Source organism: Geofilum rubicundum JCM 15548 (assembly GCF_000974365.1).
GTDB lineage: Bacteria > Bacteroidota > Bacteroidia > Bacteroidales > Marinilabiliaceae > Geofilum > Geofilum rubicundum.
Map to the genome: position 1 here is coordinate 1 of NZ_BAZW01000039.1, position 22,030 is coordinate 22,030.

Sequence of the window (22,030 nt, forward strand, 5' to 3'; positions counted from 1 at the left end):
GGGGTATGAGGTTGATGAGGAAAATGGGCAGATAGGATTCGGGGTTGTTGGTACCTAAAAAAGGACGATTGGTTAGTTGATAAATTTTTGATTTATCTAGCTGTAAAATATTAGTTTTGTATTATGGATTATAGATTAGAAAATATCAATGACGCTGATTTTGAAAGGTTAGTGAACGCTATCTGTCAAAGGATTTTAGGAACTGGAGTTATTGAATTTTCACCGGGAAAAGATGGAGGACGAGACGGCAAGTTTATTGGTATAGCTCAAAATTATCCTTCAACCAACGATTGTTGGAAAGGAAAATTTATAATTCAAGCAAAACATACTGAGAATTATTTAGCTTCTTGTTCAGATAAAGAATTTGGAAAAATAATCGATGATGAAATTATCAAAATTAAAAAATTAAAGGCAAATGGAGAAATAGATAATTACCTTTTGTTTACTAATCGCAAATATTCAGGGGTAAAAGGAGAGCGATTATTAAACTTAATCACAAAAGAAACAGGAATTGAAAATTGTGCCATAATAGGTAAAGAAACAATCAATAACCAATATTTGAATTCTAATAAGGATATTGTCAAACAATTTAAATTAGATATAACGCATATTCAATTTGACTTCTCTGATGAAGAAATTAAGGATATTATTCTAGCATTCAAAAGCCAACTTCCCGGAATTAAAACAGAAATTAAAGTTGAAGTTGATAAGCTTAAACAAGATTTTACTATAATTGATAAAAAAGAAAAAAATAAGAAGAATAGTCTTAGCGAAGAATATTTTAATCAATTTATTGTAAGTGAATCGTTAATGGATTTTGATAAAATTGAAAAATTTCTGTACAATCCATTGAATGAAAATTTAAAAGATTATTACTTTGACACAGCCTATGAATTAAATCAGTTAATCTCTTTAAAGAGAGATGATTTTGATTTGTTTGAGGAGATATTTGTGTTTATTTATAAGTTAATTTGTGATGGCTCAACTCCGCTAAAAGGAAGTAAAAGACATGTAATGGTTTTTCTACATTATATGTATTATGAATGTTTGATTGGTAAAAAGGTCGATAATGATAAAACCAGATAGACATATAAATCCTGACATATCAGTAATAAATATTGGAGCATTTATTTTAAAACAATTAAATGCATTCTACGATATTAATTACGATGATTTACTAAATAAGGTCGTGGATAATATGGGTCTTGAAGGTAAAGAAAATTTTCCGTATGCGTTGAGTTTTCTTTATCTTTTAGGCAAACTTGAATATTCAGAAATAACAGATTCTTTTAGATACAATGCAACTAAGTAAACTATATTGCAATCATAAAGATTTTAAGAGTATAACATTCAATATAAACGAGTTGAATGTTATTTACGCAGATGTAAAGTCTGATTTAAAAGAAAAGAAAAATTCCCATGATTTAGGAAAAACCAAACTTGCGGATTTAATAGATTTCATGCTTTTAAAGGAGATAAATAAACATCATTTTTTTCTTAAAATTAAAGATATTGATAAATCAGTTTTTATAAATCATGTTTTTTATTTAGAGTTATACTTAAATTCTAATGAATTTTTAACAATCAAGAGGAACATTGAATCTAATACGAAAATATCTTTTGCAATTCAGAATCAAACTACAAAAGATTACCTTCCTCCGTTAAATTGGAACCACGAAAATATCACATTAAAAAAAGCCCGCAATATTCTTTCCGAGTACTTATCTTTCGATTTCTTTCACAATAAAGATTATAACTACAGAAAATCAATTAGTTATTCGCTTCGTACCCAGGATGATTTTAAAGATGTCTATAAGCTTAATAAATTTGTTGGGGGGAAAGATGTTGATTGGAAACCCTTTATGTTTGACTTACTTGGGTTTAAAGGCGAATTGCTTCGATTAAAATATGATAATGATTCTAAAATAGAAGATATAAAATCCTTAATAAATTCTTATAAAAGTGATTATTCAGTTAAAGTCGAGGACAGAGATGAAATAATTGCTGAAAGATCTATTTTAGAAGTAGATTATAAGGAAGTTGAAGATCAGATTGATAGATTTAATTTCTACCAGCAAGATAAATCCTTAATTAAAGAAGGGATTGATGTGCTAGAGAATAAAATATCGAATTTGAATGCAGATTCTTATAGATTAAATTATGAGCTTGATAAGCTAAAGTCTTCTATAAAAAACAACTTTTCGTTTGATATTGAAAAGGTTAAAAAGGTATTTGAAGAATCATCTATTTATTTTTCTGAGCAATTAACTTCTGACTATGAAGATTTGATAACCTTCAATAAAAAATTAACAATAGAAAGAAATAAACTTTTGAAGTCAACTATCAAGGAAAAAGAAAAGGAACTAATTAATGTAAATTCTAAATTAGAAAGCCTTCATCATGAGAGAGAATCTCTTCTAACCCATTTGACAGATAGTGATACTTTTACAAAATTCAAGAAATGTCAAAAAGATTTAGTTAAGGTTGAAGGGCAATTGTTGAAGTTTCAAGAAAAAATCAATACAATTGATTTAATTATCCAAAAGGAAAATGAAATAGAAACATTACAAACTGGCATAAGATCAACTATTAACGAGCTTAAGAAGATTCACCAATCAACAGATAGAAATCAAAAATATAATAATATAAGAACATTATTTTCAAAGTTTTACAAATACATTATGGATGAAAACGCTGTTCTTTCATGGAATCTTAATACCAATAATAATGTTGATTTTATTCCACCAAAAGTGAAATCAAAAGTTGATGAGAATAAGGATACTGCAAAAGATGAAGGTAATACTTATATGAAGCTTCTTTGCGTAGCATTCGACCTGTCCATTTTATGTGCATATAACAAAGAATCCTACTATAGGTTTGTATATCACGATGATGTTTTATCACAACAAGATAATGGGATAAAAATGCGATTATTGGAATTAATTAATGACGTAACAAAAAAATACAAGATTCAATATATTCTTTCTGCAATAAAATCAGATTTGCCCTTAGATATTTCAAATGAAATTCTAGAATTTAGTGATAATGAGATTATCTTAAAGCTGCATGATAAAGATATTTCAGGAACTTTATTTGGCTTTGAATTTTAGATAGTTTCGGGTGTTGTTTTTACGTGTAAAGCGAAGTGGGTTTAGTAGTTCCTTGAATGGTTTTGCCCCGCTTCAAATTTTGTATCTGCAGACAATAACGATGACCGTGATACTCTATCATTTGATCCCTGTGATTGTTGATAGAGGAAGATGAGGGATTGGGTGGAACGGGTTGGATGGATATTTGGACAAGTAGGGTTTCTTTGCAAATTGGGAATCGGAAAAATGTGTAGTTTGGGTTAGTAGGCATGAAGGGGATGAAGGGGGTGAGGGGTTGATTTGTTTTTTTATCTTTACCGGGAAAATAGATAATTGGTCAATGAAGTTTGAAGAGATTTTACAACAGTTGGAAAAGGGGGTGTTTTATCCCATCTACTTTTTACATGGTGAGGAGCCTTATTTTATTGATAAAATAGCGGAGGTCGTGCAAAAGCTGGCATTAAAGGAAGAAGAGCGGGGCTTTAACGAGACTGTTTTATACGGTAAGGATGCGGATGTTGTTAACCTGATACATGCTGCCAAGCGGTATCCGATGGGGGCACCGCGACAATTAATTGTTTTACGTGAGGCCCAGCTGCTGGATAAGTTTGATTTACTCGAAAACTATTTTAAATCGCCACAACCTTCAACGGTTCTGGTGATTTGTTACAAATACAAGTCGCTGGACAAGCGAACCAAGGCCTACACAGCGCTTAAAAACCAAAAGCAAGCCTTGGTTTTTGAATCCAAAAAGCTTTATGACAACCAAATGGCACAATGGATCGGCGATTACCTGAAGAGTCGCTCACTCACCATTGAGCCCAAGGCCATTATGATGCTGGTGGAGTTTTTGGGTGCGGAACTGGAAAAGGTGGTGCAGGCGGCCGACAAGCTGATTGTGGCCATGGGCCCCGGAACAACGCATATCACGGTGGACCACGTAGCGCGCAATATTGGCATCAGCAAGGAGTACAATCCTTTTGAGCTTCAAAAGGCGCTGATCCATAAAGATATAACCAAGTCCAATAAGATTGTGAAGGCTTTTGCCGCCAATCCTAAGGATTTTCCTGTCCCTGTGGTGACGGGTGTTCTTTTCTCTTTTTTTAGCAAGCTGCTGGCTTATTATTATTTGCAGGATAAAAGTAAAAGTTCCGTGGCTTCGGCTTTAAAAATCAATCCTTTTTTTGTGGCCGACTATCAGGTGGCGGCCCGCAATTACAAAGGGGTTAAAGTGGCGGAAATTATTTCTTTGCTGCGCGAGTACGACATGAAATCAAAGGGCTTTGGCAATGTGAATACTCCCGGTGGCGAGTTGTTGCAGGAAATGGTTTATAAAATATTGCATTAGGAAACGGACCCTTCTGTTGTTTACCAAACACCCAAGTAAAAAATAAAAATTCGAAAATATGACCATCCATATCATTATCATTATAGTTGTTGGCCTTTTTAGTTTTGCGGCCTTTAGCAGGCCCGAGCTCATGGCGCGTTTTCAGTTGAACCCCTGGAGTGTTTTTCACCGAAAAGAATACCTACGGCTTTTAACCCATGCGTTTTTGCATGTCGACTGGACGCATTTGCTCATCAATATGTTCGTGTTTTATTCCTTCAGTCGGGCCGTTCTCTTTTATTTTGGCTACTATTTTGAAGGCTTTACCGATGCCCGTTTTTTATTATTGTTCCTGACGGCCATTCCGATTTCAAGTCTTTATTCGTTGTTTAAGTACCGCAATAATCCCAATTACAACGCCGTAGGTGCGTCGGGCGCAGTGTCCGCCGTGGTATTTGCCTCCATTTTTTTCGATCCTTATAATCCGGTCTATTTGTTTGCCATTATTCCCATTCCGGGAATTGTTTTTGGTGTTCTGTACCTGGTCTATTCTGCTTATATGGCGCGTAAGCAAGTGGATAATGTGGGCCATGATGCTCACTTTTGGGGGGCTGTTTACGGCCTGATATTTCCGCTTTTTTATGAGCCCCGTCTAATCCTGGTTTTCTTTGAAAAGCTCGTTTCCTTTTAGTGAGTCTTTATTGGAATTACCAGAGGTTGAAAAATCGGCAGTTTTCTTATTGACACTAGTTATCTCTATGGCAGACTCCAGAAGCAGAAAACAATATTTGGTATACGATGGGGTGTTGGTTTCACCGGATGTTCCTCTTTTACACAGCACCAACAGAGCTTTCAGGTATGGGGATGGTTTATTTGAAACCATCCGCTTTCATAAGGGTGAGCCACTGCATTGGGAGTCCCATTACCAGCGCTTGCTCAAAGGAATGGCCGTGTTAAAAATGGCATCGGGCAGTTTTCCGTCCCGACAATCCATGCGGGATAGTATCATTGATTTGGTGGTTAAGAACCGGATTTTTGCGGATGCACGGGTGCGACTGACGGTTTTTAGAAAAGGGGAGGGCTCTACACGCCGGATAGAATGCAGGTGTCGTGGCTCATCGAAGCCACGAATCTTCACCAGACGGGATATACATTTCCCGAAAAGGGATTGAAAATTGATATTTATAAAGATTTCCCCAAACTCCTTTCTCCGATTTCCCCCTTTAAAACGGTGGGATCCTTGCCCTATGTAATGGCGGGCATTTATTGTAAGGAGAGCCATCTGGACGATTGTCTGGTGGTTAACGGACAAGGGAAACTGATTGAATCGTTCAATTCCAGTATCTTTTGGGTGAAAGAAAACGTGGTTTATACGCCACTTATTTCTTCCGGGTGCATTGATGGCGTCTTTCGAAAGAGGGTGTTGGAAACGATCCGCTCATTAGGAATCCGCCTGGTTGAAAGTACGGGCGCTTCCGAGGATGATATACGACATGCGGATGAGGTTTTTCTGACCAATTCCATTAGTGGCTTACGCTGGGTAGCTGCTTTCAGAGAACAAAGGTACTATGCCCAGGTTTCAAAGCTGATTTTCAGAAGTATGCAGGTCTGAAAGGGCTAGTTAAAAGCCGGGTTAGAAGGGAAGTTAGACCAGGTTTTATAAACGTCACCAAGGCCTTCCAGACTTTCCTGCCAAATGGAGGATGAATCGGCGCGCATTATTTGATAATCGTCCAGTGAGGTTACAATCCATGATTTTTCAGCAATCTCACTTTCGAGTTGGCCGGGCGACCAGCCTGAGTAACCTGCGAAGAAACGAACGGCTTTGCTATCTGCCTTACCATCGTTGATCAATTTTTTTATGTGCTCAAAATCTCCACCCCAGTATATCGTGGGCGTTATTTGAATGGATCCCGGCACCAGATCGCCCAAGGTATGCAGGAAATGAAGCGTGTTGGAGGATACCGGACCGCCGATGAACAGCTCTCCTCTAAAATTAAACAGGTCTTCAATCACTTCATCGGGGTAAACATCGGTGGACTTGTTAATGACAAAACCTACGGACCCCTCAGGTCCGTGCTCCGTTAATAATATAATGGAACGAGCGAAATAGGGCCCTTGTAAAAAGGGCTCGGCAATCAGAATGCGTCCTTTCTGGGGAAGGACACTCCTGTGGGTGGCCTGAAATATGTTTAAGTCTATATGCTTCATTGTTTCCTCCTTTAATGACTACACATGCATTGAACATCCAATGACAATACCGTCCTCAACTTCACTTTTACTTATTAACAACCTAATGGCCAGTTGTGTTTTGCTCCTCAAAATTTAAATTTAAGTTAAGAATAAATTTCTTAAAACAAAATTTTTTTCTCCCCCACGGATTTTTTCCTCCACACCTCATTCTATTTATTGCTTGCAGTCGCTTTCATATTGCTTGTCGTAATTTTAAATCTTGCCTATCCCATGTACCTAAGCCAACCTTTCTCACCCTATTGACCAATATCCCATCAACCCTTTTAACCCTACTGACCCTTTCAACCCCTATTCGACCTCTTGATCCCGCTTCGCTTCCGTCCCGCCTGACCTAATACCCCATCAACCCTACTGACCCTTTCAACCCCTATTGACCTATTCCCCTCCCTTCCCAAACCAATTTACAAGACAAATAAGCAAATGGCAACCTTTAATAAAAAATTAACAATTTGATTTTATAAGATAGTGGTTGGTTGACGATTAAGATGTATCTTGCGGCTCAACTTTAAAAATAAGTGATGGTAAGTTTTATTTAAATCTTGTCTGTATGGTTCTCTTTTTACGCTTCAGATTGTTTGCCTGTTTTTTGTTAGTTGGTTTGTCTTTACCCTTTGGTGCTGTAATGGGACAAACCGCCGGTTATTTTGTCCAGTTTTCAGATAAGGAGGGTTCGCCCTATCATTTAGATAATCCACTTGAGTTTCTTTCTCAAAGGGCCATAGACAGACGTGCAGCCCAGGGAATTTTCCTGGATGATACGGATTTACCAGTCTCACCTGCCTATGTTCAAAACCTGGAGGATTTAGGGGTGAAAGTTCTGATGGCCACCAAGTGGTTTAATGGGGTCATCGCGGTAAGTGACGATTCTGAACTCATGAATGGCCTGGAAGCGCTACCATATATCAATTTTGTCGAGAAGACCTACGTGGGTGATGGATGGTCGCTGAGTTCCGGTGATAATTTTTCTCAGAAAAAACTTTATCCTGAGGTGGATGCTGTTGAAAGTAAGGAAGTCCTGAAAAGCACTGCCGCCATGAATACGGATCGGCAAATTGAAATGGTTAAAGGTGATTTTTTGCATGATTTGGGTTTTAAGGGCAATGGTATTCACATTGCGGTATTGGATGCCGGTTTTAAAGGTGTGGAAACTTCCCAGGTTTTTGGTCATTTGCAAACGGATGGTTTGCTCTTAGGGGAAAGAAATTTCGTCCTTAATGACCCGGAACCCTTTTATAACACGCACATTCATGGCGCTCAGGTTTTGGGCGTGATGACCGGTCAGGTGCCTGACGAATACGCCGGAACTGCAACGGAAGCCTCTTACTGGTTGATGCGCACAGAGGATGCCCGATCAGAGTACCCCATTGAAGCAGATTATTGGGTCTGTGCTGCTGAGATGGCTGATAGTGCCGGTGTGGATATCATTCAATCATCGGTGGGTTATTTTACGTTTGATGATCCTGCCATGGATTATACTTTGGAGATACCGGGTGGTATAACCAGAATTTCCAGGGCTGCAGCTTTTGCCTCTCAAAAGGGCATGGTTGTAGTGAATAGTGCCGGCAATGAACGTCAAAGTGAATGGGAATATGTTGTTATGCCTAATGATGTACCTGAGGTATTAACTGTTGGTGCTGTAAAGGCGGATGGTACGCTGGCCGACTTCTCCTCACGGGGTTTTGTGGCCGACGGTTGGGTGAAACCAGATGTGATGGCTTTGGGGGTGGGGACTTCTGTTATCACCAATGATGTTATTGGCGTTTCTGTTGGAACATCCTTTGCGGCACCGATTATTTCCGGTTTAACGGCTTGTTTGTGGCAAAGCATGCCGGAAAAAACGGCAGCTGAAATTGTTGATCTGGTCAGAAGTTCAGCCGATCGCTATTTAAATCCCGATGAAGATTTTGGTTATGGCATACCTGATTTTGAGCGGGCTTTCCAATTGAGTGTTGGTTCCCAAAATATTGATTTGTTGGATAATTGGCTGGTGACTCCCAATCCTTTTATATCGGCCTTTGAAATTTTTCAAGATGACTTTGAGGGGGCTCTGTCGGTTGAACTCATCAACCTTCACGGGCAAGTGGTTTGGCAAGAAGAGGTGATATTTCAGCACCATCAACGAATAACACCCGGCATTGCTTTGCAACCGGGTGTCTATGTGCTTCGTTTGAAGGATGGTTCGTTCTCTTACAGTACTAAGGTTGTTAGGTCATTAGGTCAATAGGTTATTGGGCTGAAAAGTTGATTTTATTTGCCTGGTTCATATATGGGTGGAAACTCTCCGGGCCTGTTTTCGTTCATTAAGGCATAAATGGCTTCGTAAACATCTTCGGCATTGGGTTTGCTGAAATAGTCCCCGTCGGTTCCGTAGGCCGGACGGTGATCCTTGGCCGAAACAGTCACTGGCGGGGCATCCAGATGATAAAAGGCACCCTGACCTTCTATTACGTTTTGCATCATATAGGCAGAAGCTCCTCCTGGAACATCTTCGTCGAAGAAAATAACCCGATTGGTCTTTTTAACCGATTCAAGGATGTTGTGGTGAATATCAAAGGGCAAGAGGGTCTGAACATCAATCAGCTCTACCGAAATGCCAATTTCTTCCAATTGATGGGCGGCTTCCAGTCCAATTTTCACGCAGGCGCCATAGGTCACGAGTGTTACGTCGTGCCCTTCTTTTATTATTTCTGGAACACCAAGAGGTATTTGGTATTCACCGGGATTTTGTGGTCTTTTTTCACGCAGGCGGTAACCATTGAGTGGTTCAATGACCAGAGCCGGATCATCGCCCTTAAGCAGGGTGTTGTAAAATCCGGCGGCACGTGTCATATCCCTGGGTACACAGACATAGATACCCCGGATGGAATTAATCACCATACTCAGGGGTGAGCCTGCATGCCATGGTCCTTCCAGACGATGGCCACGGGTGCTAATGATCAACGGGACTTTTTGGCCGCCCTTTGTGCGGTAATGCAGAGTGGCCGCATCGTCGCTCAGTGTTTGTAGGGCATACAGCAAATAATCGAAGTATTGGATTTCTGCAATGGGGCGAAAACCCCTAAGGGCCAGACCAATGCCTTTCCCGATGATGGTAGTTTCACGAATGCCGGTATCGAAAACACGGTTTTCACCATGTTTTTCCTGCATACCTTCCAGTGTCTGGTTTACACCGCCGAGTTTTCCGGTGTCCTCGCCAAATATCAACAGACGGGGTTCCCTGGTCAGCAGTGCATCAAAATTTTGCAAGAGGATTTCCCTTCCGGGAAGACTTTCTGCTTCAGCCGAATAGATGGGAGCGACCGGCAGAACCTTGAGGGCCGAATGATCTGATTCGTCGTATAAATGACGGTTGTATTTTTCATTGGCCATTTGACGGTAAGCGCGCACCCAGTTTTGGAGGTCATTTTTAAGGCCTCCGGGAATATTGCAGTTGGCGCAAACATGCCGCAATACTTTGCGGGCAGCACTCAATATTTCCTTCCGGTTGAGCGTGTGCGCCCTTCTGAGACCGTTGATGGCTTCATCTATTTGGTTTTGACGGGCCAGATTACAGACGCAGTGTTTGGAGGTAACCAGTTCAATCAATTCGTCTCTTTCAGCTGTCAAAGGGGTCATGAAACTTTCGTGAACTTCTTTTTGGACCGCTTTGACTTCTGCGTGTGCCTCCTTTTCAACGGCATCTAATTCACTGCTGGTGGCAAGGCCTGTCCCTTCCATCCACTGTCGCATGCGCAGCAAACAATCGTTTTCTCTTTCCCATCTTAAGCGCTCGGTCGATTTGTAGCGCTCATGTGAGCCGGAAGTGGAATGGCCCATAGGTTGGGTCATTTCTTCAATATGAAACAGAATGGGTATGTGTTCTTCGCGACAAAGCGCAATTCCTTTCTCATACATCTGGCATAGCCCGGCATAGTCCCAGCCCTTGGCTTTCATAATGGTGATGCCGGTTCCTTTTTTGGTCTCTTTTTCAAAGCCTTTCAGGGCTTTGGAAATGCTTCCCTTGATGGTTTGATTTTCGGTGGTGACTGATATGGCGTAACCGTCGTCCCACACGGAAACAGCCATGGGGATTTGTAAAACGCCCGCAGCATTCATCGTTTCAAAGAAATGACCTTCAGAGGTACTGCCATCGCCTATGGAGACAAATACGACTTCGTTGCCTTTTTTGCTGAATTTTTGATTTTTATCTAAATCCGGGTTCTTTCTGTAAAATTTTGAAGCGAGGGCCAAACCTACCGAACGGGGCATTTGGCCTGCTGTCGGACTGATGTCCGCAGCGGTGTTTTTGCTTTCTGTCTGGTTGATCCAATTGCCCTCCTCATCCACTAAGCGGGTAGCAAAGTGGTTGTTGAATGACCGGCCTCCATTATCGGGGTTGAGCTCCGTCCGGGTTTCTCCGTATAGCAAAGCAAAGAATTTGGCCGGAGTGGTCATTCCTGTAGCCAGGAGAAATGTCTGGTCCCGGTAATAGCCCGAACGCCAGTCGCCTTTCATGAACTGCTTGGCCATGGCAATTTGAGCCACTTCTTTTCCATCTCCGAAGATGCCGAATTTGGCCTTGCCGGTGAGTACTTCTTTACGGGCAATGATGCTCATTTGCCGGCTTAACTGCCCAATTTTATAATCGTATAGGACTTCCTTCTTAAATTCCTCGAAACTCAGATCTATTTCGGGTGATAATTCCATTTCCAGCGTTTTATCTTTCTTTTGCATACAAATTAATAAAATAATAACGGAATTGTCTCATAGTTGACCCATAATGCGCCAATGAATTTCAGGTATAACTCAGTTGTTTTCCCTCTGGGCCTGAAAGTTCCCCTAAAATTCAATGGGTTACCAATTCTTTTATGCCAGTCACCAGTTTGTCTCCGTTGAAAGAATTTGCAGCCAATATTGAAACAGTTGAGTAAAGGGAATGTTTAGAAATACGACCAAAACGGTAGGAAGTTTTTTATTGAAGAATTATATGTAATTTTGAAAAAAAAATAATCATGTTCTGGAAAGTTCTTTTGTTGTCTGTTGCCCTAATGGCCATTGTGGCTGTGCTCATGTCTGTGACCATTTTAATTCGTAAAAAGGGGCAATTTCCCAATCTTCACATTGGTGCCAATAAGGAGATGGCCAAACGCGGAATTTCCTGTGCCACCACCCAGGATCGTATGGCCCGCAAACATGGTAGAGCCATGTAAAAAAAACAGAGGCTTCTCTTGTTGAGAAACCTCTGCTTTATGGGAGGCTGAATTATTGCTTCAGGATTTTTGAAACCGTAACATTCCCGTCAATGGTGGTGATATGTACCAAATAGACGCCTTTAGGCAAGTGGCTTACCGAAAGATATGTGTGGCTGTCTGCTACTACTTGTTGAGACACCTTGCTACCAACCAGGTTGACGATACTCACCTCCTTTATTGTTTGCGGGAAGCGGATATTTAACTGATCAAATACCGGATTGGAAATGAAAGCATCAGGGGTGTTTTTGTCATCCTCCAAATTGGTAGTAACACTTACAATGTCTTCAGCTGTTCTTGGCTCGAGTTTTAGCGCGCCAAACGATTCGTATAAAATACCTGTAATGGCCGTAAAGGCCTCATCGGTTGCCGGCGTATAGGCAAACAACAAATCATCTACCAATCCGGTATTCGTACCATCTGTTATTTCATATTCCCCGTAACTAAGCGGTTCACCTGTGTAGGAAACGTTTTCGACAGTAATTAACATGCCCTCCCATTCATTGGTAAAGGGCAATGAAGCCATTACCGGTTCAAAAAGCTGATTGTTGTTGGTTTTTTGTAAAAGATAGATGTCTGTGAGCTGTGCCTGACCACTGTATTGACCAACCTTGGCAATGACGGTTATTTCATCTCCAACACTTACGTTATCTTTTTCAGCAGTTGAATAGACGTAGATGCCACTCCAGCTGACGTTGCCATCCTGCAAGAAAAATCCATAATCTGAATGGGCGGTAACCACTCCGGAAGTATGGACATATTCTCCTAAATGGGCAGGTGCATCACTCTCGTTACGAATGTCGGCAATGGTCATTTTGGAATCGCTTTCACCGGTTGTAAATGTCCAATCAACATTACCGTCAAATGTATTAGGGGTAGCTGCCAAATCCGTGATGGCTCCGGGATCAATAGTGACGTAGTAGGAAGTGTTGGGATCGAGCATGGCTGGTATGGTTACATGAACAGCAATGTCGTCGAAGTTAACCTGCTCGTCTGTAATAGCAAAAGTAAAAATGGCAGAAGGTTCTCCGGTTTTAGTAATGGTAATGTTACCGCTGCCGGCCTGTACCTCCTCGTCAAAAGCGATGATCACCCGGTTTATCGTAATGATGGGTTCACCGGGGTCAACGACCCCAAAAAGGTCGATGGGGATGTCTGTTGCATTGTTGGCAGGAAACATGGCGATTTCTGAGTTCAGACCTGCAAAGTGAACATCTGTGATGTTAAATGGCTGGCTTTCTGCGGATACAGCCGGGTTCGTTGTGTCTATGATTCTTAGTTTTTCATTTTCCCCTTCGGTGGCATAGACGGGGACAGTGAAGGGAAGCGTACCAAGGGTGGCATCTATATCGGTGAGACCTTCTAAATCTTCCCAGATTAAATCATCAGCATTCCATACCTGGAATTTAATGCTAACCACATCTACTGCCGTCCAGACAAAAGTGACTTCTTCTCCGGTTGACAAGGTGGTTACCGGCACATCATCTTTTTGAATGAAGAAATCCGACAGAGTACCTGCCGGTCCGGGTGGCGTAAAAGTGTGTTGTCCCAGATCATCGGCATGGTCTTGAGGGAAAACGTTCCACTCTTCTACCAGAGTTTGGAAACCGGTAGCCGGATTAGTGGACACCCCTTGTACAATATGTGGCTTGCGAACCAGTGTTTTGTTTAGGGTTGAATGTTCGCCGTCCGTCCAATTGACCCGTTCCCCTATTTTCCCTATAATATCGACATAGCTGTCGGTGGATATTTTTCTCAAGGCAAGGGCATCGTCACCATTGAAATAGGTGACTGTTGAGGCGAGAGCATCATCAGCATAAAGCGCAGCGTCGGCATTTTTAATAATAAAAACGGCGCCATCGGCCAAAATGGTTTCAGCCGGAAAAACAGCTTTGTTATCAGACGGGGTTGCACTACCGTTTGAAAAAAGCAAGACTTCGTAGTCGGCCAGATCCACATCCGCCCCGGTTCCGTTAAATATTTCGAGGTATTTGTTGTTGCCGGACCCTTCAATGTACTCCGAAAAGAAAAGGTCTGCCGCATTTTGTGAAAAGCCGGTCAAACATATGGTTGACAGCAAAAGCAATAGTAAAGGTTGTTTCATAGTAAAGCTCGATTAAATTATACAATTGATTTAAGATCCAACCAAATTAAACAAATTGACCAAAGAAATCAATATGCAGAATTTTTAAAAATCGGGATCTGGTGCAAATGTACTTTTTCTACTTTGCCCGAATCTTTACTTAATCGAAAGCGTATCTAAAATATGGCATAATCCAGCCAGACGATCAATTTACTTGTGACAGGTGAGGTTGGATGAAGATAGGTGAGGGATGGATTCCAACTCTGTTTGTTTGTCCAGGATCTGTTGGAGGGTAAAGGAATTAAAATAGTCCACCACTACATTGTTGAGACCCTGCCAAAATAACTTGGAGGAGCATCGGGCCTCTTTTTCACAGACATAGTTGGGTGCCAGGCAGTCTACCATGTGCATGGCAGGTTCAAAGGCCTGGTGAATATCCAAAAGGGTGATGCTATCGGCCGGTTTGGCCAAAATATATCCGCTTTTCTTGCCATGGACATTCATGATGAGGTTGGCCGATTTAAGGGCCAGAATGATCTGATCGAGGTATTTGTTGGAGAGTTTTTGCCGAAGCGATATTTCTTTTTGAAGAATACCTTCATTATTCGTTTCCCTGGCTATTTCAACCATGGCACGTAATCCGTATCTTGTTTTTGTGGTGATTTTCATTGTCCGGGAATTTGTTGGGCTAATTGCTCAGATTAGCCAGGTTTGGGATGGGAAAAAACTACTTTCTGGTAATCAGATTTTGCTCCATCTTTAGTCCAAAATTAACAAATACTTCGTTATTCACCTTTACCATACCCATGAATTTTGACGGAGGTTTTAGATGAAAATCATTCAGATTGATTTTTATATTGCCGTTAATGCGCAGCGCTTTGTCCTGACATAAATGGATTTGTCCCGGAATGGCATATTTTTTTTCTTCTCCGGCCAAAGTGATGTAGATTTCTGAGTCAATGGTACCTGTTTGGCCGTTTTTCTCGAACAGCTCGTAGGGATTGTAGTGAAAACGAATGGCAATGTAAGGGTGGTCATCTGCTTTGATGAGGTCAATAAAGTCCTGGTGCATCAAAGGATTGGAGCTTCAAAGTTGTGAGCCGGTATTTGAATGGTAATGTACCCCTCTTGGGTATGAAACCTAATGGGACTTTCACGCTCATTGAGCAGTTGAAGAAATGAAAATTCATTGACATTGGTTGAACCATGAATACTTACGAAATCTGCACAATTGTTGTGGTTGATGACATTCCGGGTTTGATGGTATTGGCCTTGGGAGAGGTGAAGGGGAATGGTTAGCAGCAGGACAAAAAACAACCATCTTACAGGCCCCAAAGTCTTGAAGGGGCAACAAATACCTGAATGGCAATTCTGGGGTACTTTGTTTGGAGATGGCATTTTGTTTTTTTTGATGAACTGTTCAGAAGCCATGGCTTCTGAACAGTTTTTTAGGATGACTAATTATTAGAATGAGATGGCTGCTTCAAGAACGAGTCCGTTGAATTTTCCACCATCAATGGCACCATGAGCAGGGCCTTCATACTTTTGTGTAACGTAGTCCAGCTTAACCTGTACATACTCGACCATGTTCCAGCCACCGCCAATGTTGGTACGTGAAACGGTTGAGCCATCGTTGTTATCCACGTTGTTCAGACGGACGCCTGCATAGAAATCGCCAAAGCGGTAAATACCCTGAAGTGCCGTTTGCGTAAATTCCTGATCGTTGCCGCGGCTTACACCATTCATGGTTTCGTAAATTCCAAACACTTCTAATCCGTGGAACTTGACAAAAAGGTTGGCCATATAGCTGCTCATCTCGGTTTGGTTGGCACCGGGACTCCAACGACCTGAGCGGAAGTTGTCACCTTCGGCGGTCATCAGCTGCATCACGTTGTAGTAACGGGCACCGGCACGGTCACCATCCAAAGGGTAGAACCGCTGTGTCCTTCTCCTACGTGATAGCCCGAAAGAGATGCTCTTAATCTCAGGTCTTCATTGATATCGGTGTCATAACCTAATTTCCAGTTGAAAACCAGGTCTTCGCCCAAATCGTTTCCGCGACCATAGTTCATGCGGCCATTGTTAATACCCACATTGGCCAGAAAGCCGCTGTGACGGAACAGGAATTCCATACCCGGATTGGTCGTAAAGGCATCCATGATCCAATTGCCCACAAAGGGGTTGGAGGTGACAGCCGCATTGTTGCTACGGAAATAGTGCGCATCACCGTAGTTGGGCATCATGACACCTGCCTTAATGGTCAGGTATTGCATGATGTTGTCAGCCGCCGGCAAAAATGGCAGGTTGTCCATGGTCAGGTAACCACCTTCCACCCATGCTTCATTGTGGTGGCGTGACGACATGTAATTGTTGATGTACAATTGAATGCCGGGGGCCAAATCAGCTGTAATGTGCAAGTTGGCGGTTGGCAGGTTGAAGTTTTTCTTGATATCAATTAATTCAACGTCCGCCTCGTGGGTAATGCCCTGATACTGGAGGGCAAAGTCGGCACCGACCTTCACTTTTAATTCTTCGAATTCGCTGGCATCGATTTTTTCAGCCTCGAATTGTTGTCCGTTAACAGCCCACAGGCCTGTTAACAAAAGACTTAATGTAAAAATTGTTTTTTTCATCTGTGTGCTTTGTTTAAGTTGTTGGTGTTATTCTGGTTTTTAAAGAATGGAATACTACTTAAGTCCCACTTCAAAGCTGACGGTGATTTCGTCACCTGCCTTGATAGCACCCAACATGGCGCGAGGTGGGTCGATGTTAAACTGGGTCATTTTCAGATCTAATTTTCCACTGACCTTTAGTTTGTTTTGAGATGAATCTCCGGTAACAGGTATGGCCACCGCTTTTGTTTTGCCGGAAATGGTCAGATTTCCGCGAACGGTACCACTGAATTTTGTACCATTGGGCTTAACCGTCAACTTTTCAGTCTGGGTAAAAGTGATGGTCGGATGTTTTTTGACATTAAGCGCATCGTGCGCCTTTTCATCCATGCCAGAGTTGTCACTTTTAAGTTCGGCCGACTTTACGGTGATTTTAGTGTTGGTGATTTCCAGTTGATCTGCTTCTTTGGACAATTCAGCCACTCCGTTAATCGACGAAGTTCCCATTTCCCAATCATGTATGGTAGAAGTTCCCTCTACGCTCATTTGACTCTCACCCTGTACAACTTTAATGCTCTGTCCTTCCGCCACCATAAACAGTGAGCTGGCTACCAGAAGCAATATGGTCTGTATCCTTCTCATAATAATTTATTTATTAATAATAATCTTTAATTTACATTTATTTACAACTAATCCTACCGCAAAGGTAGTGTAAGAAAACAGTAAAACAATACCCGTTTACCTGTTTCTTAGCATGTGTTTAAATGAAACTTTTGTGTAAGTTGTTGTAATTAAGGGGATTGTTTAGAGAAACCTATTGTGGCCTATTGTGACCCGATCCTACAAGTCAGCGAATATTTCTCTGATCGCGTCATTTAAGAAGGAGTATTCCGGTCAACCAAAGAGTTAACCAGAGAGGACAACCAAGTTGGTCATGAGCAGAACATAAGCAATTAACCACTGGTATAAGGACCTAACGATCCCGCCTTGCGGGATCTCAAGCCAAAGGCGCAGTTCCGATTTCTCGGAACCGCTTCGCTACGCCTAACGACCTAATTCCCCATCAACCCTACTTACCCTTCTTACCCCTCTCAACCTATCATCCCGCTTCGCGGGACTGCGCTTCGCTTGCCTCCCAACCTAACAACCTAACGACCTATTATATAATATAGCATCGCCCTTTATTCCGCCTTTTGGGCTTCGTATCCGGCTTTGTCAATAATGGCCAGCACTTCTTCGGCACTCAGACTATCCGTTTCCACAGTGAGGATTTTGTCGGGATTTTCGGTATCCACTTCCCACTTTTTGATACCTGCTGCTTTGTCGAGGTGTGGCGTAACCGCTTTAATGCATCCGCCGCAGTTGATGTTGGTTTTAAATTTTAGTGTTTGACTCATATCTCTTTATTTTATGGTTGATTACTCTATAGATCTTTAGGTTGTTAGATGGCTCGATGATTGCTTGCCGGGCGTACTTACAACTTTTTGGTCTTCAGCCATAAACTGTTGGTGACCACCGAAACAGAACTCATGGCCATGGCCGCTCCGGCAATCATCGGGTTGAGCAAAAAGCCGGTGAAAGGGTAGAGGAGGCCAGCCGCAACAGGTATGGCAATAATGTTGTAGATGAAGGCCCAGAAGAGGTTTTGGTGGATGGTGGCCACGGTGTGCTTCGACAACTGAATGGCTTTGGGTATTTGCAACAGGTCGGAACTGATGATGGTAATTTTGGCCACGTCCATGGCAATATCGGTGCCTTTGCCCATGGCGATACTTACGTCGGCCTGAGCCAGGGCGTGACTGTCGTTGATGCCATCGCCCACCATGGCCACTGTTTTGCCTTCTTTCTGTAGCTTTTCGACCAGTGCTGCCTTGTCGGCCGGCATCATATGGGCCACAAAGTTCCGGATGCCCGTCTCCCGGGCAATGACGGCTGCTGTCTGCTCATTGTCGCCGGTGAGCATGTAAACCTCGATGCCTGCTTTTTGCAGTTGCTCAATGGCTTTGCGCGAGGACGGTTTCACCTTGTCAGAGATGGCCAGTAAGGCCAGCACCTCTTGTTGGTTGGCGAAGTAGATGACTGTTTTGGCAGCTGCATAGAAGGCTTCTGTCTGTTTGACCTGTTCTTCGGACAGCGGAATGTTGTTTTCTTCTATTAATTTTTTGTTGCCGACGAAATAGGTGATGTTGTCAATGGATGCGGTGGCACCGCGACCGGTCAGACTGTCGAATTGGCTGATATGAATGTTTTTGTCGCGCTGGTTTTCGAGGGCCTGACAAACGGCGTCGGCCAGGGGGTGTTCCGATTGGGCTTCAATGGCGTAGAGCACCGATTGGTAATGGGAGGTTTCGCGCGGGGTCCATTCCTGCCCCGTTACCACAGGCTTTCCCTCAGTAATGGTGCCGGTCTTGTCGAGCAGCACCGTGTCTATGTTTTTTGCTTTTTCGAGACTCTCGGCATCTTTGATCAGAATGCCATTTTCTGCGCCCTTACCCACGCCTACCATGATGGCCGTGGGTGTGGCCAGGCCCAAAGCGCAGGGACAGGCAATGACCAGTACGGTGATCAGTGCCAAAAGCGCTTGGGTAAAAGCATTTTCACCGCCAAAAATCAGCCAGGCCGTAAAGCTGATGAGGGCAATAAGCATCACAACAGGTACAAAGATCCCGGCGATCTTGTCTACCAGCTTTTGAACCGGTGCCTTGCTGGCCTGGGCTTTCTGTACCATTTCAATGATTTGGGCCAGAACGGTGCCTTTGCCGACTTTCTGAGCTTTGATTTGGAGGTTTCCTTTCTGATTGACCGTGCCGGTGAGCACCTGCTCACCGGCTGTTTTCTCAACCGGCAGGGGTTCACCCGATATCATGCTTTCATCCACAAAGGAATGGCCCGATGCCACAAGGGCATCCACCGGAATTTTTTCCCCCGGTTTAACCATCAACAGGTCGCCTTCCTGCACCTGTTCAATATCCACCGTCTCGGTCTCTCCTGATTCGGTTATTCTTAAAACGGTTTTAGGCTGCAATCCCATTAGTTTTTTAATGGCCGATGAGGTGTTCGATTTGGCGCGTTCTTCGAGGTATCGGCCCAATAAAATGAAGGTGATGATGACGGCAGCAGCTTCAAAGTAGACGTGCGCTTCGAGTCCCTGCTCATGCCAGAACTGAGGATATAAGGTGTTGAAGACACTGAAAATATAGGCAATGCCGGTGCTGAGCGCGACCAGCGAATCCATATTGGCTGTGAGCAGGCGGGTCTGTTTCCAGGCATTGATAAAAAATTGTTGGCCAAAGCTATTAGAACCGGCGTGGACAAGGCCCACATGATGTAGTTACCGTAAGGCATGTTCATGAAAACCATGCCGATAAGCACAATGGGAATGGAGAAAAGGGCCGACCAAATCAGGTTGCGTTTGGTTTTCATCATGGCGGCGTGGTGTATTTCTTCCGTGGCTTCCTGGGTAGCAGCGGCTTCTTCTATGATGAGGTCGTAGCCGGCATTCTGAACGGCTTGTTTGAAACCGGACAAGGCGGTGGCATCTTCCTCGTATTCGATGTAGGCAGAGCCGTCGGCAAAATTGACGGAAGCATTGACTACCCCGGGTTGGGCCTTGAGTGCTTTCTCGGCACTTAGGGCGCAGGAAGCACAGGAGAGTCCGGTAACGGGTAGCTTTTTGGTATGTATAGTGGACATGTTATTGTTTGTTAGGAATAATTATTGAACTGACAAAGGTGCTAAAAGTTCAATTAGTCGCTATCTTTGCCGCTCAATTTTTAATGTTTATTTATGATTTCAGTGGATGGATTGACGGTGGAGTTTGGCGGAACCACCTTGTTTAAGAATGTTTCTTTTGCGATTAATGATCAGGATAAAATAGCCCTTATGGGCAAGAATGGGGCGGGTAAATCGACCCTGCTTAAAATTTTGGCCGGGGTTCGGGAACCATCTGCGGGACGGGTGTCGGCTCCCGAAGGGGCTGTGATTGCTTATTTGCCCCAGCATTTGATGACCGAGGACGGTCGCACGGTGTTTGAGGAAACGGCGCAGGCCTTTGCCCAGATCCATGAAATGGAAGCAGAAATTGAAGATTTGAACCATCAGTTGTCGACGCGTACCGACTATGAATCAGAGGAATATTATGGTTTGATTGAACGGGTGTCGACCCTGAGTGAGAAGTTCTATAGTATTGAGGATACCAATTACGAGGCGGAGGTGGAGAAGATTTTGCTGGGCCTGGGGTTTATGCGTGAGGATTTCACGCGCCCCACCAATGAATTCAGCGGCGGCTGGCGCATGCGCATAGAGTTGGCCAAAATTCTTTTGCAAAAGCCGGATCTGATTTTGTTGGATGAGCCCACCAACCACCTGGATATTGAGTCGATTCAGTGGCTGGAAGATTTTTTGGTAAACAGTGCCAAGGCGGTGATGGTGATCTCACACGACAAGGCTTTTGTGGACAGTATAACCACCCGCACCATTGAAATTACCGTGGGTCGCATTTACGATTATAAGGTAAACTACAGTCAATATCTTGAGCTGCGCAAGGAGCGCCGCGAGCAGCAGCAGCGGCAGTATGAGGAGCAGCAAAAAATGATTGCCGATAATCAGGATTTTATCGACCGGTTTAAGGGCACTTACTCCAAAACCAATCAGGTACAAAGTCGGGTGCGCATGTTGGAAAAGCTCGAAATTGTGCAAGTCGATCAGGAGGACAATTCGGCTTTGCGACTGAAATTTCCGCCCTCCCCGCGGGCAGGAAGCTATCCGGTCATCGTGGAGGAATTGTCGAAACAGTACGATGACCATGTGGTGTTTGCCAATGCCTCCCTCACCATTAAGCGGGGAGAGCGCCTGGCTTTTGTCGGCCGAAACGGTGAGGGGAAGTCCACCCTCGTTAAATGCATCATGGGTGAAACCGATCACACTGGAAAACTGACCCTGGGCCACAATGTGCAAATTGGTTATTTTGCCCAAAATCAGGCTTCTATGATGGATGAGGAACTCACGGTTTTTCAAACCATTGACGATGTGGCCAAAGGCGATATCCGGTCCAAAATAAAGGACATCCTGGGTGCCTTCATGTTTGGGGGAGATGATATTCATAAAAAAGTTAAGGTGTTGTCGGGTGGCGAGCGCACCCGACTGGCCATGATAAAACTACTGCTGGAGCCGGTGAATCTTTTGATTCTGGATGAACCCACCAATCACCTCGATATAAAGACCAAGGACATCCTGAAAAGTGCCCTGAAGGATTTTGACGGCACCCTGATTCTGGTGTCGCACGACCGGGACTTTCTGGACGGTTTGGTAGATGTGGTGTATGAGTTTGGCCACAAGAAAGTGAAAGAGCACCTGGGTGACATTCATAGCTTTTTGGCCAAGAAGAAAATGGAGTCCTTGCGGGAGGTGGAGCGCAAGGCGGTGAAAGTCTAGCAGCC

General features: G+C 43.3%; 21 protein-coding genes and 1 pseudogene. 10 read left to right on the forward strand and 12 right to left on the reverse strand.

Features of this window, described 5'->3' with window-relative positions; translation table 11 throughout:
• The first annotated feature begins 123 nt into the window (after positions 1-123).
• The 7 genes from JCM15548_RS14585 to JCM15548_RS25710 all read left to right on the forward strand — a co-directional run bounded on the left by JCM15548_RS14585 (position 124) and on the right by JCM15548_RS25710 (position 6,028).
• Positions 124-1,086: an ABC-three component system protein gene (locus JCM15548_RS14585; RefSeq protein WP_062126905.1), complete on the forward strand. Its 963-nt coding sequence runs from the start codon at positions 124-126 to the stop codon at positions 1,084-1,086.
• Complete coding sequence (locus JCM15548_RS14590) at positions 1,070-1,312, forward strand: ABC-three component system middle component 8 (protein WP_062126908.1); 243 nt, start codon at positions 1,070-1,072, stop codon at positions 1,310-1,312. The genes JCM15548_RS14585 and JCM15548_RS14590 overlap by 17 nt, the downstream gene beginning before the upstream one ends.
• A gap of 52 nt (positions 1,313-1,364) precedes the next feature.
• A complete protein-coding gene (locus tag JCM15548_RS14595; RefSeq protein ID WP_162198257.1) occupies positions 1,365-3,110 on the forward strand; it encodes a DUF2326 domain-containing protein in 1,746 nt (581 codons plus the stop codon).
• Between the two features lie 319 nt (positions 3,111-3,429).
• Positions 3,430-4,437: a DNA polymerase III subunit delta gene (holA, locus tag JCM15548_RS14600; protein ID WP_062126914.1), complete on the forward strand. Its 1,008-nt coding sequence runs from the start codon at positions 3,430-3,432 to the stop codon at positions 4,435-4,437.
• 58 nt (positions 4,438-4,495) lie between these two features.
• On the forward strand, positions 4,496-5,107 hold the full coding sequence (locus JCM15548_RS14605; RefSeq protein WP_062126917.1) for a rhomboid family intramembrane serine protease: 612 nt from the start codon (positions 4,496-4,498) through the stop codon (positions 5,105-5,107).
• 67 nt (positions 5,108-5,174) lie between these two features.
• Complete coding sequence (locus JCM15548_RS25705) at positions 5,175-5,588, forward strand: aminotransferase class IV (RefSeq protein WP_062126919.1); 414 nt, start codon at positions 5,175-5,177, stop codon at positions 5,586-5,588.
• On the forward strand, positions 5,585-6,028 hold the full coding sequence (locus tag JCM15548_RS25710) for an aminotransferase class IV (RefSeq protein WP_062126921.1): 444 nt from the start codon (positions 5,585-5,587) through the stop codon (positions 6,026-6,028). The genes JCM15548_RS25705 and JCM15548_RS25710 overlap by 4 nt, the downstream gene beginning before the upstream one ends.
• A 5-nt stretch (positions 6,029-6,033) precedes the next feature.
• Here the strand turns inward: JCM15548_RS25710 and JCM15548_RS14620 are convergent, their stop codons facing one another.
• Positions 6,034-6,627 (reverse strand): YqgE/AlgH family protein, encoded by a 594-nt coding sequence (locus tag JCM15548_RS14620; protein ID WP_062126923.1) that lies wholly within the window; start codon positions 6,625-6,627, stop codon positions 6,034-6,036.
• A 589-nt stretch (positions 6,628-7,216) separates the two neighbouring features.
• On the opposite strand from JCM15548_RS14620, the gene JCM15548_RS14625 reads away from it, so the two are divergent.
• On the forward strand, positions 7,217-8,893 hold the full coding sequence (locus JCM15548_RS14625) for a S8 family peptidase (RefSeq protein ID WP_062126926.1): 1,677 nt from the start codon (positions 7,217-7,219) through the stop codon (positions 8,891-8,893).
• A gap of 23 nt (positions 8,894-8,916) precedes the next feature.
• Here the strand turns inward: JCM15548_RS14625 and JCM15548_RS14630 are convergent, their stop codons facing one another.
• Entirely contained in the window at positions 8,917-11,382 is a 2,466-nt protein-coding gene (locus JCM15548_RS14630) for an alpha-ketoacid dehydrogenase subunit alpha/beta (RefSeq protein ID WP_173427663.1), read from the reverse strand.
• A 278-nt stretch (positions 11,383-11,660) separates the two neighbouring features.
• On the opposite strand from JCM15548_RS14630, the gene JCM15548_RS14635 reads away from it, so the two are divergent.
• Entirely contained in the window at positions 11,661-11,858 is a 198-nt protein-coding gene (locus JCM15548_RS14635) for a hypothetical protein (RefSeq protein WP_062126928.1), read from the forward strand.
• Between the two features lie 52 nt (positions 11,859-11,910).
• Here the strand turns inward: JCM15548_RS14635 and JCM15548_RS14640 are convergent, their stop codons facing one another.
• The 10 genes and pseudogenes from JCM15548_RS14640 to JCM15548_RS24350 all read right to left on the reverse strand — a co-directional run.
• Positions 11,911-14,001, reverse strand: a complete 2,091-nt coding sequence (locus JCM15548_RS14640; protein WP_083985166.1) for a lamin tail domain-containing protein — start codon at positions 13,999-14,001, stop codon at positions 11,911-11,913.
• 189 nt (positions 14,002-14,190) lie between these two features.
• Complete coding sequence (locus JCM15548_RS14645) at positions 14,191-14,649, reverse strand: RrF2 family transcriptional regulator (RefSeq protein WP_062126933.1); 459 nt, start codon at positions 14,647-14,649, stop codon at positions 14,191-14,193.
• Between the two features lie 58 nt (positions 14,650-14,707).
• On the reverse strand, positions 14,708-15,055 hold the full coding sequence (locus tag JCM15548_RS14650) for a hypothetical protein (protein WP_157482797.1): 348 nt from the start codon (positions 15,053-15,055) through the stop codon (positions 14,708-14,710).
• A complete protein-coding gene (locus JCM15548_RS14655; RefSeq protein ID WP_157482799.1) occupies positions 15,052-15,378 on the reverse strand; it encodes a ubiquitin family protein in 327 nt (108 codons plus the stop codon). Before JCM15548_RS14655 ends, JCM15548_RS14650 begins: the two co-directional genes overlap by 4 nt.
• A 66-nt stretch (positions 15,379-15,444) precedes the next feature.
• The gene (locus JCM15548_RS14660) at positions 15,445-15,906 is read right to left on the reverse strand and encodes a hypothetical protein (RefSeq protein WP_157482801.1); all 462 of its coding nucleotides are present in this window, start codon (positions 15,904-15,906) and stop codon (positions 15,445-15,447) included.
• Positions 15,867-16,613, reverse strand: coding sequence for a hypothetical protein (locus JCM15548_RS14665; protein ID WP_062126946.1), 747 nt, complete (start codon positions 16,611-16,613; stop codon positions 15,867-15,869). Before JCM15548_RS14665 ends, JCM15548_RS14660 begins: the two co-directional genes overlap by 40 nt.
• 54 nt (positions 16,614-16,667) lie before the next feature.
• On the reverse strand, positions 16,668-17,234 hold the full coding sequence (locus JCM15548_RS14670) for a YceI family protein (protein ID WP_062126949.1): 567 nt from the start codon (positions 17,232-17,234) through the stop codon (positions 16,668-16,670).
• A 539-nt stretch (positions 17,235-17,773) separates the two neighbouring features.
• Positions 17,774-17,989 (reverse strand): heavy-metal-associated domain-containing protein, encoded by a 216-nt coding sequence (locus JCM15548_RS14675; RefSeq protein WP_062126952.1) that lies wholly within the window; start codon positions 17,987-17,989, stop codon positions 17,774-17,776.
• Positions 17,990-18,066: 77 nt separating this feature from the next.
• Positions 18,067-19,827, reverse strand: coding sequence for a copper-translocating P-type ATPase (locus JCM15548_RS14680; protein ID WP_262487085.1), 1,761 nt, complete (start codon positions 19,825-19,827; stop codon positions 18,067-18,069).
• Positions 19,828-20,138: 311 nt separating this feature from the next.
• Positions 20,139-20,285, reverse strand: a pseudogene (locus tag JCM15548_RS24350) (heavy-metal-associated domain-containing protein); the annotation flags it as partial.
• Between the two features lie 93 nt (positions 20,286-20,378).
• Between JCM15548_RS24350 and JCM15548_RS14685 the strand changes: the two are divergent.
• The gene (locus JCM15548_RS14685; protein ID WP_062126956.1) at positions 20,379-22,025 is read left to right on the forward strand and encodes an ABC-F family ATP-binding cassette domain-containing protein; all 1,647 of its coding nucleotides are present in this window, start codon (positions 20,379-20,381) and stop codon (positions 22,023-22,025) included.
• Positions 22,026-22,030: the final 5 nt, after the last annotated feature.

What these genes read in the sequence shown, in the direction of transcription:
- JCM15548_RS14585 (WP_062126905.1), top strand. Translation starts at nt 124, where the DNA reads ATGGATTATAGATTAGAAAATATCAATGACGCTGATTTTGAAAGGTTA.
- JCM15548_RS14590 (WP_062126908.1), top strand. Translation starts at nt 1,070, where the DNA reads ATGATAAAACCAGATAGACATATAAATCCTGACATATCAGTAATAAAT.
- holA (WP_062126914.1), top strand. Translation starts at nt 3,430, where the DNA reads ATGAAGTTTGAAGAGATTTTACAACAGTTGGAAAAGGGGGTGTTTTAT.
- JCM15548_RS14605 (WP_062126917.1), top strand. Translation starts at nt 4,496, where the DNA reads ATGACCATCCATATCATTATCATTATAGTTGTTGGCCTTTTTAGTTTT.
- JCM15548_RS25705 (WP_062126919.1), top strand. Translation starts at nt 5,175, where the DNA reads ATGGCAGACTCCAGAAGCAGAAAACAATATTTGGTATACGATGGGGTG.
- JCM15548_RS14620 (WP_062126923.1), bottom strand. Translation starts at nt 6,627, where the DNA reads ATGAAGCATATAGACTTAAACATATTTCAGGCCACCCACAGGAGTGTC.
- JCM15548_RS14625 (WP_062126926.1), top strand. Translation starts at nt 7,217, where the DNA reads ATGGTTCTCTTTTTACGCTTCAGATTGTTTGCCTGTTTTTTGTTAGTT.
- JCM15548_RS14630 (WP_173427663.1), bottom strand. Translation starts at nt 11,382, where the DNA reads ATGCAAAAGAAAGATAAAACGCTGGAAATGGAATTATCACCCGAAATA.
- JCM15548_RS14635 (WP_062126928.1), top strand. Translation starts at nt 11,661, where the DNA reads ATGTTCTGGAAAGTTCTTTTGTTGTCTGTTGCCCTAATGGCCATTGTG.
- JCM15548_RS14640 (WP_083985166.1), bottom strand. Translation starts at nt 14,001, where the DNA reads ATGAAACAACCTTTACTATTGCTTTTGCTGTCAACCATATGTTTGACC.
- JCM15548_RS14645 (WP_062126933.1), bottom strand. Translation starts at nt 14,649, where the DNA reads ATGAAAATCACCACAAAAACAAGATACGGATTACGTGCCATGGTTGAA.
- JCM15548_RS14655 (WP_157482799.1), bottom strand. Translation starts at nt 15,378, where the DNA reads ATGCCATCTCCAAACAAAGTACCCCAGAATTGCCATTCAGGTATTTGT.
- JCM15548_RS14665 (WP_062126946.1), bottom strand. Translation starts at nt 16,613, where the DNA reads ATGAAAAAAACAATTTTTACATTAAGTCTTTTGTTAACAGGCCTGTGG.
- JCM15548_RS14670 (WP_062126949.1), bottom strand. Translation starts at nt 17,234, where the DNA reads ATGAGAAGGATACAGACCATATTGCTTCTGGTAGCCAGCTCACTGTTT.
- JCM15548_RS14675 (WP_062126952.1), bottom strand. Translation starts at nt 17,989, where the DNA reads ATGAGTCAAACACTAAAATTTAAAACCAACATCAACTGCGGCGGATGC.
- JCM15548_RS14680 (WP_262487085.1), bottom strand. Translation starts at nt 19,827, where the DNA reads ATGGATTCGCTGGTCGCGCTCAGCACCGGCATTGCCTATATTTTCAGT.
- JCM15548_RS14685 (WP_062126956.1), top strand. Translation starts at nt 20,379, where the DNA reads ATGATTTCAGTGGATGGATTGACGGTGGAGTTTGGCGGAACCACCTTG.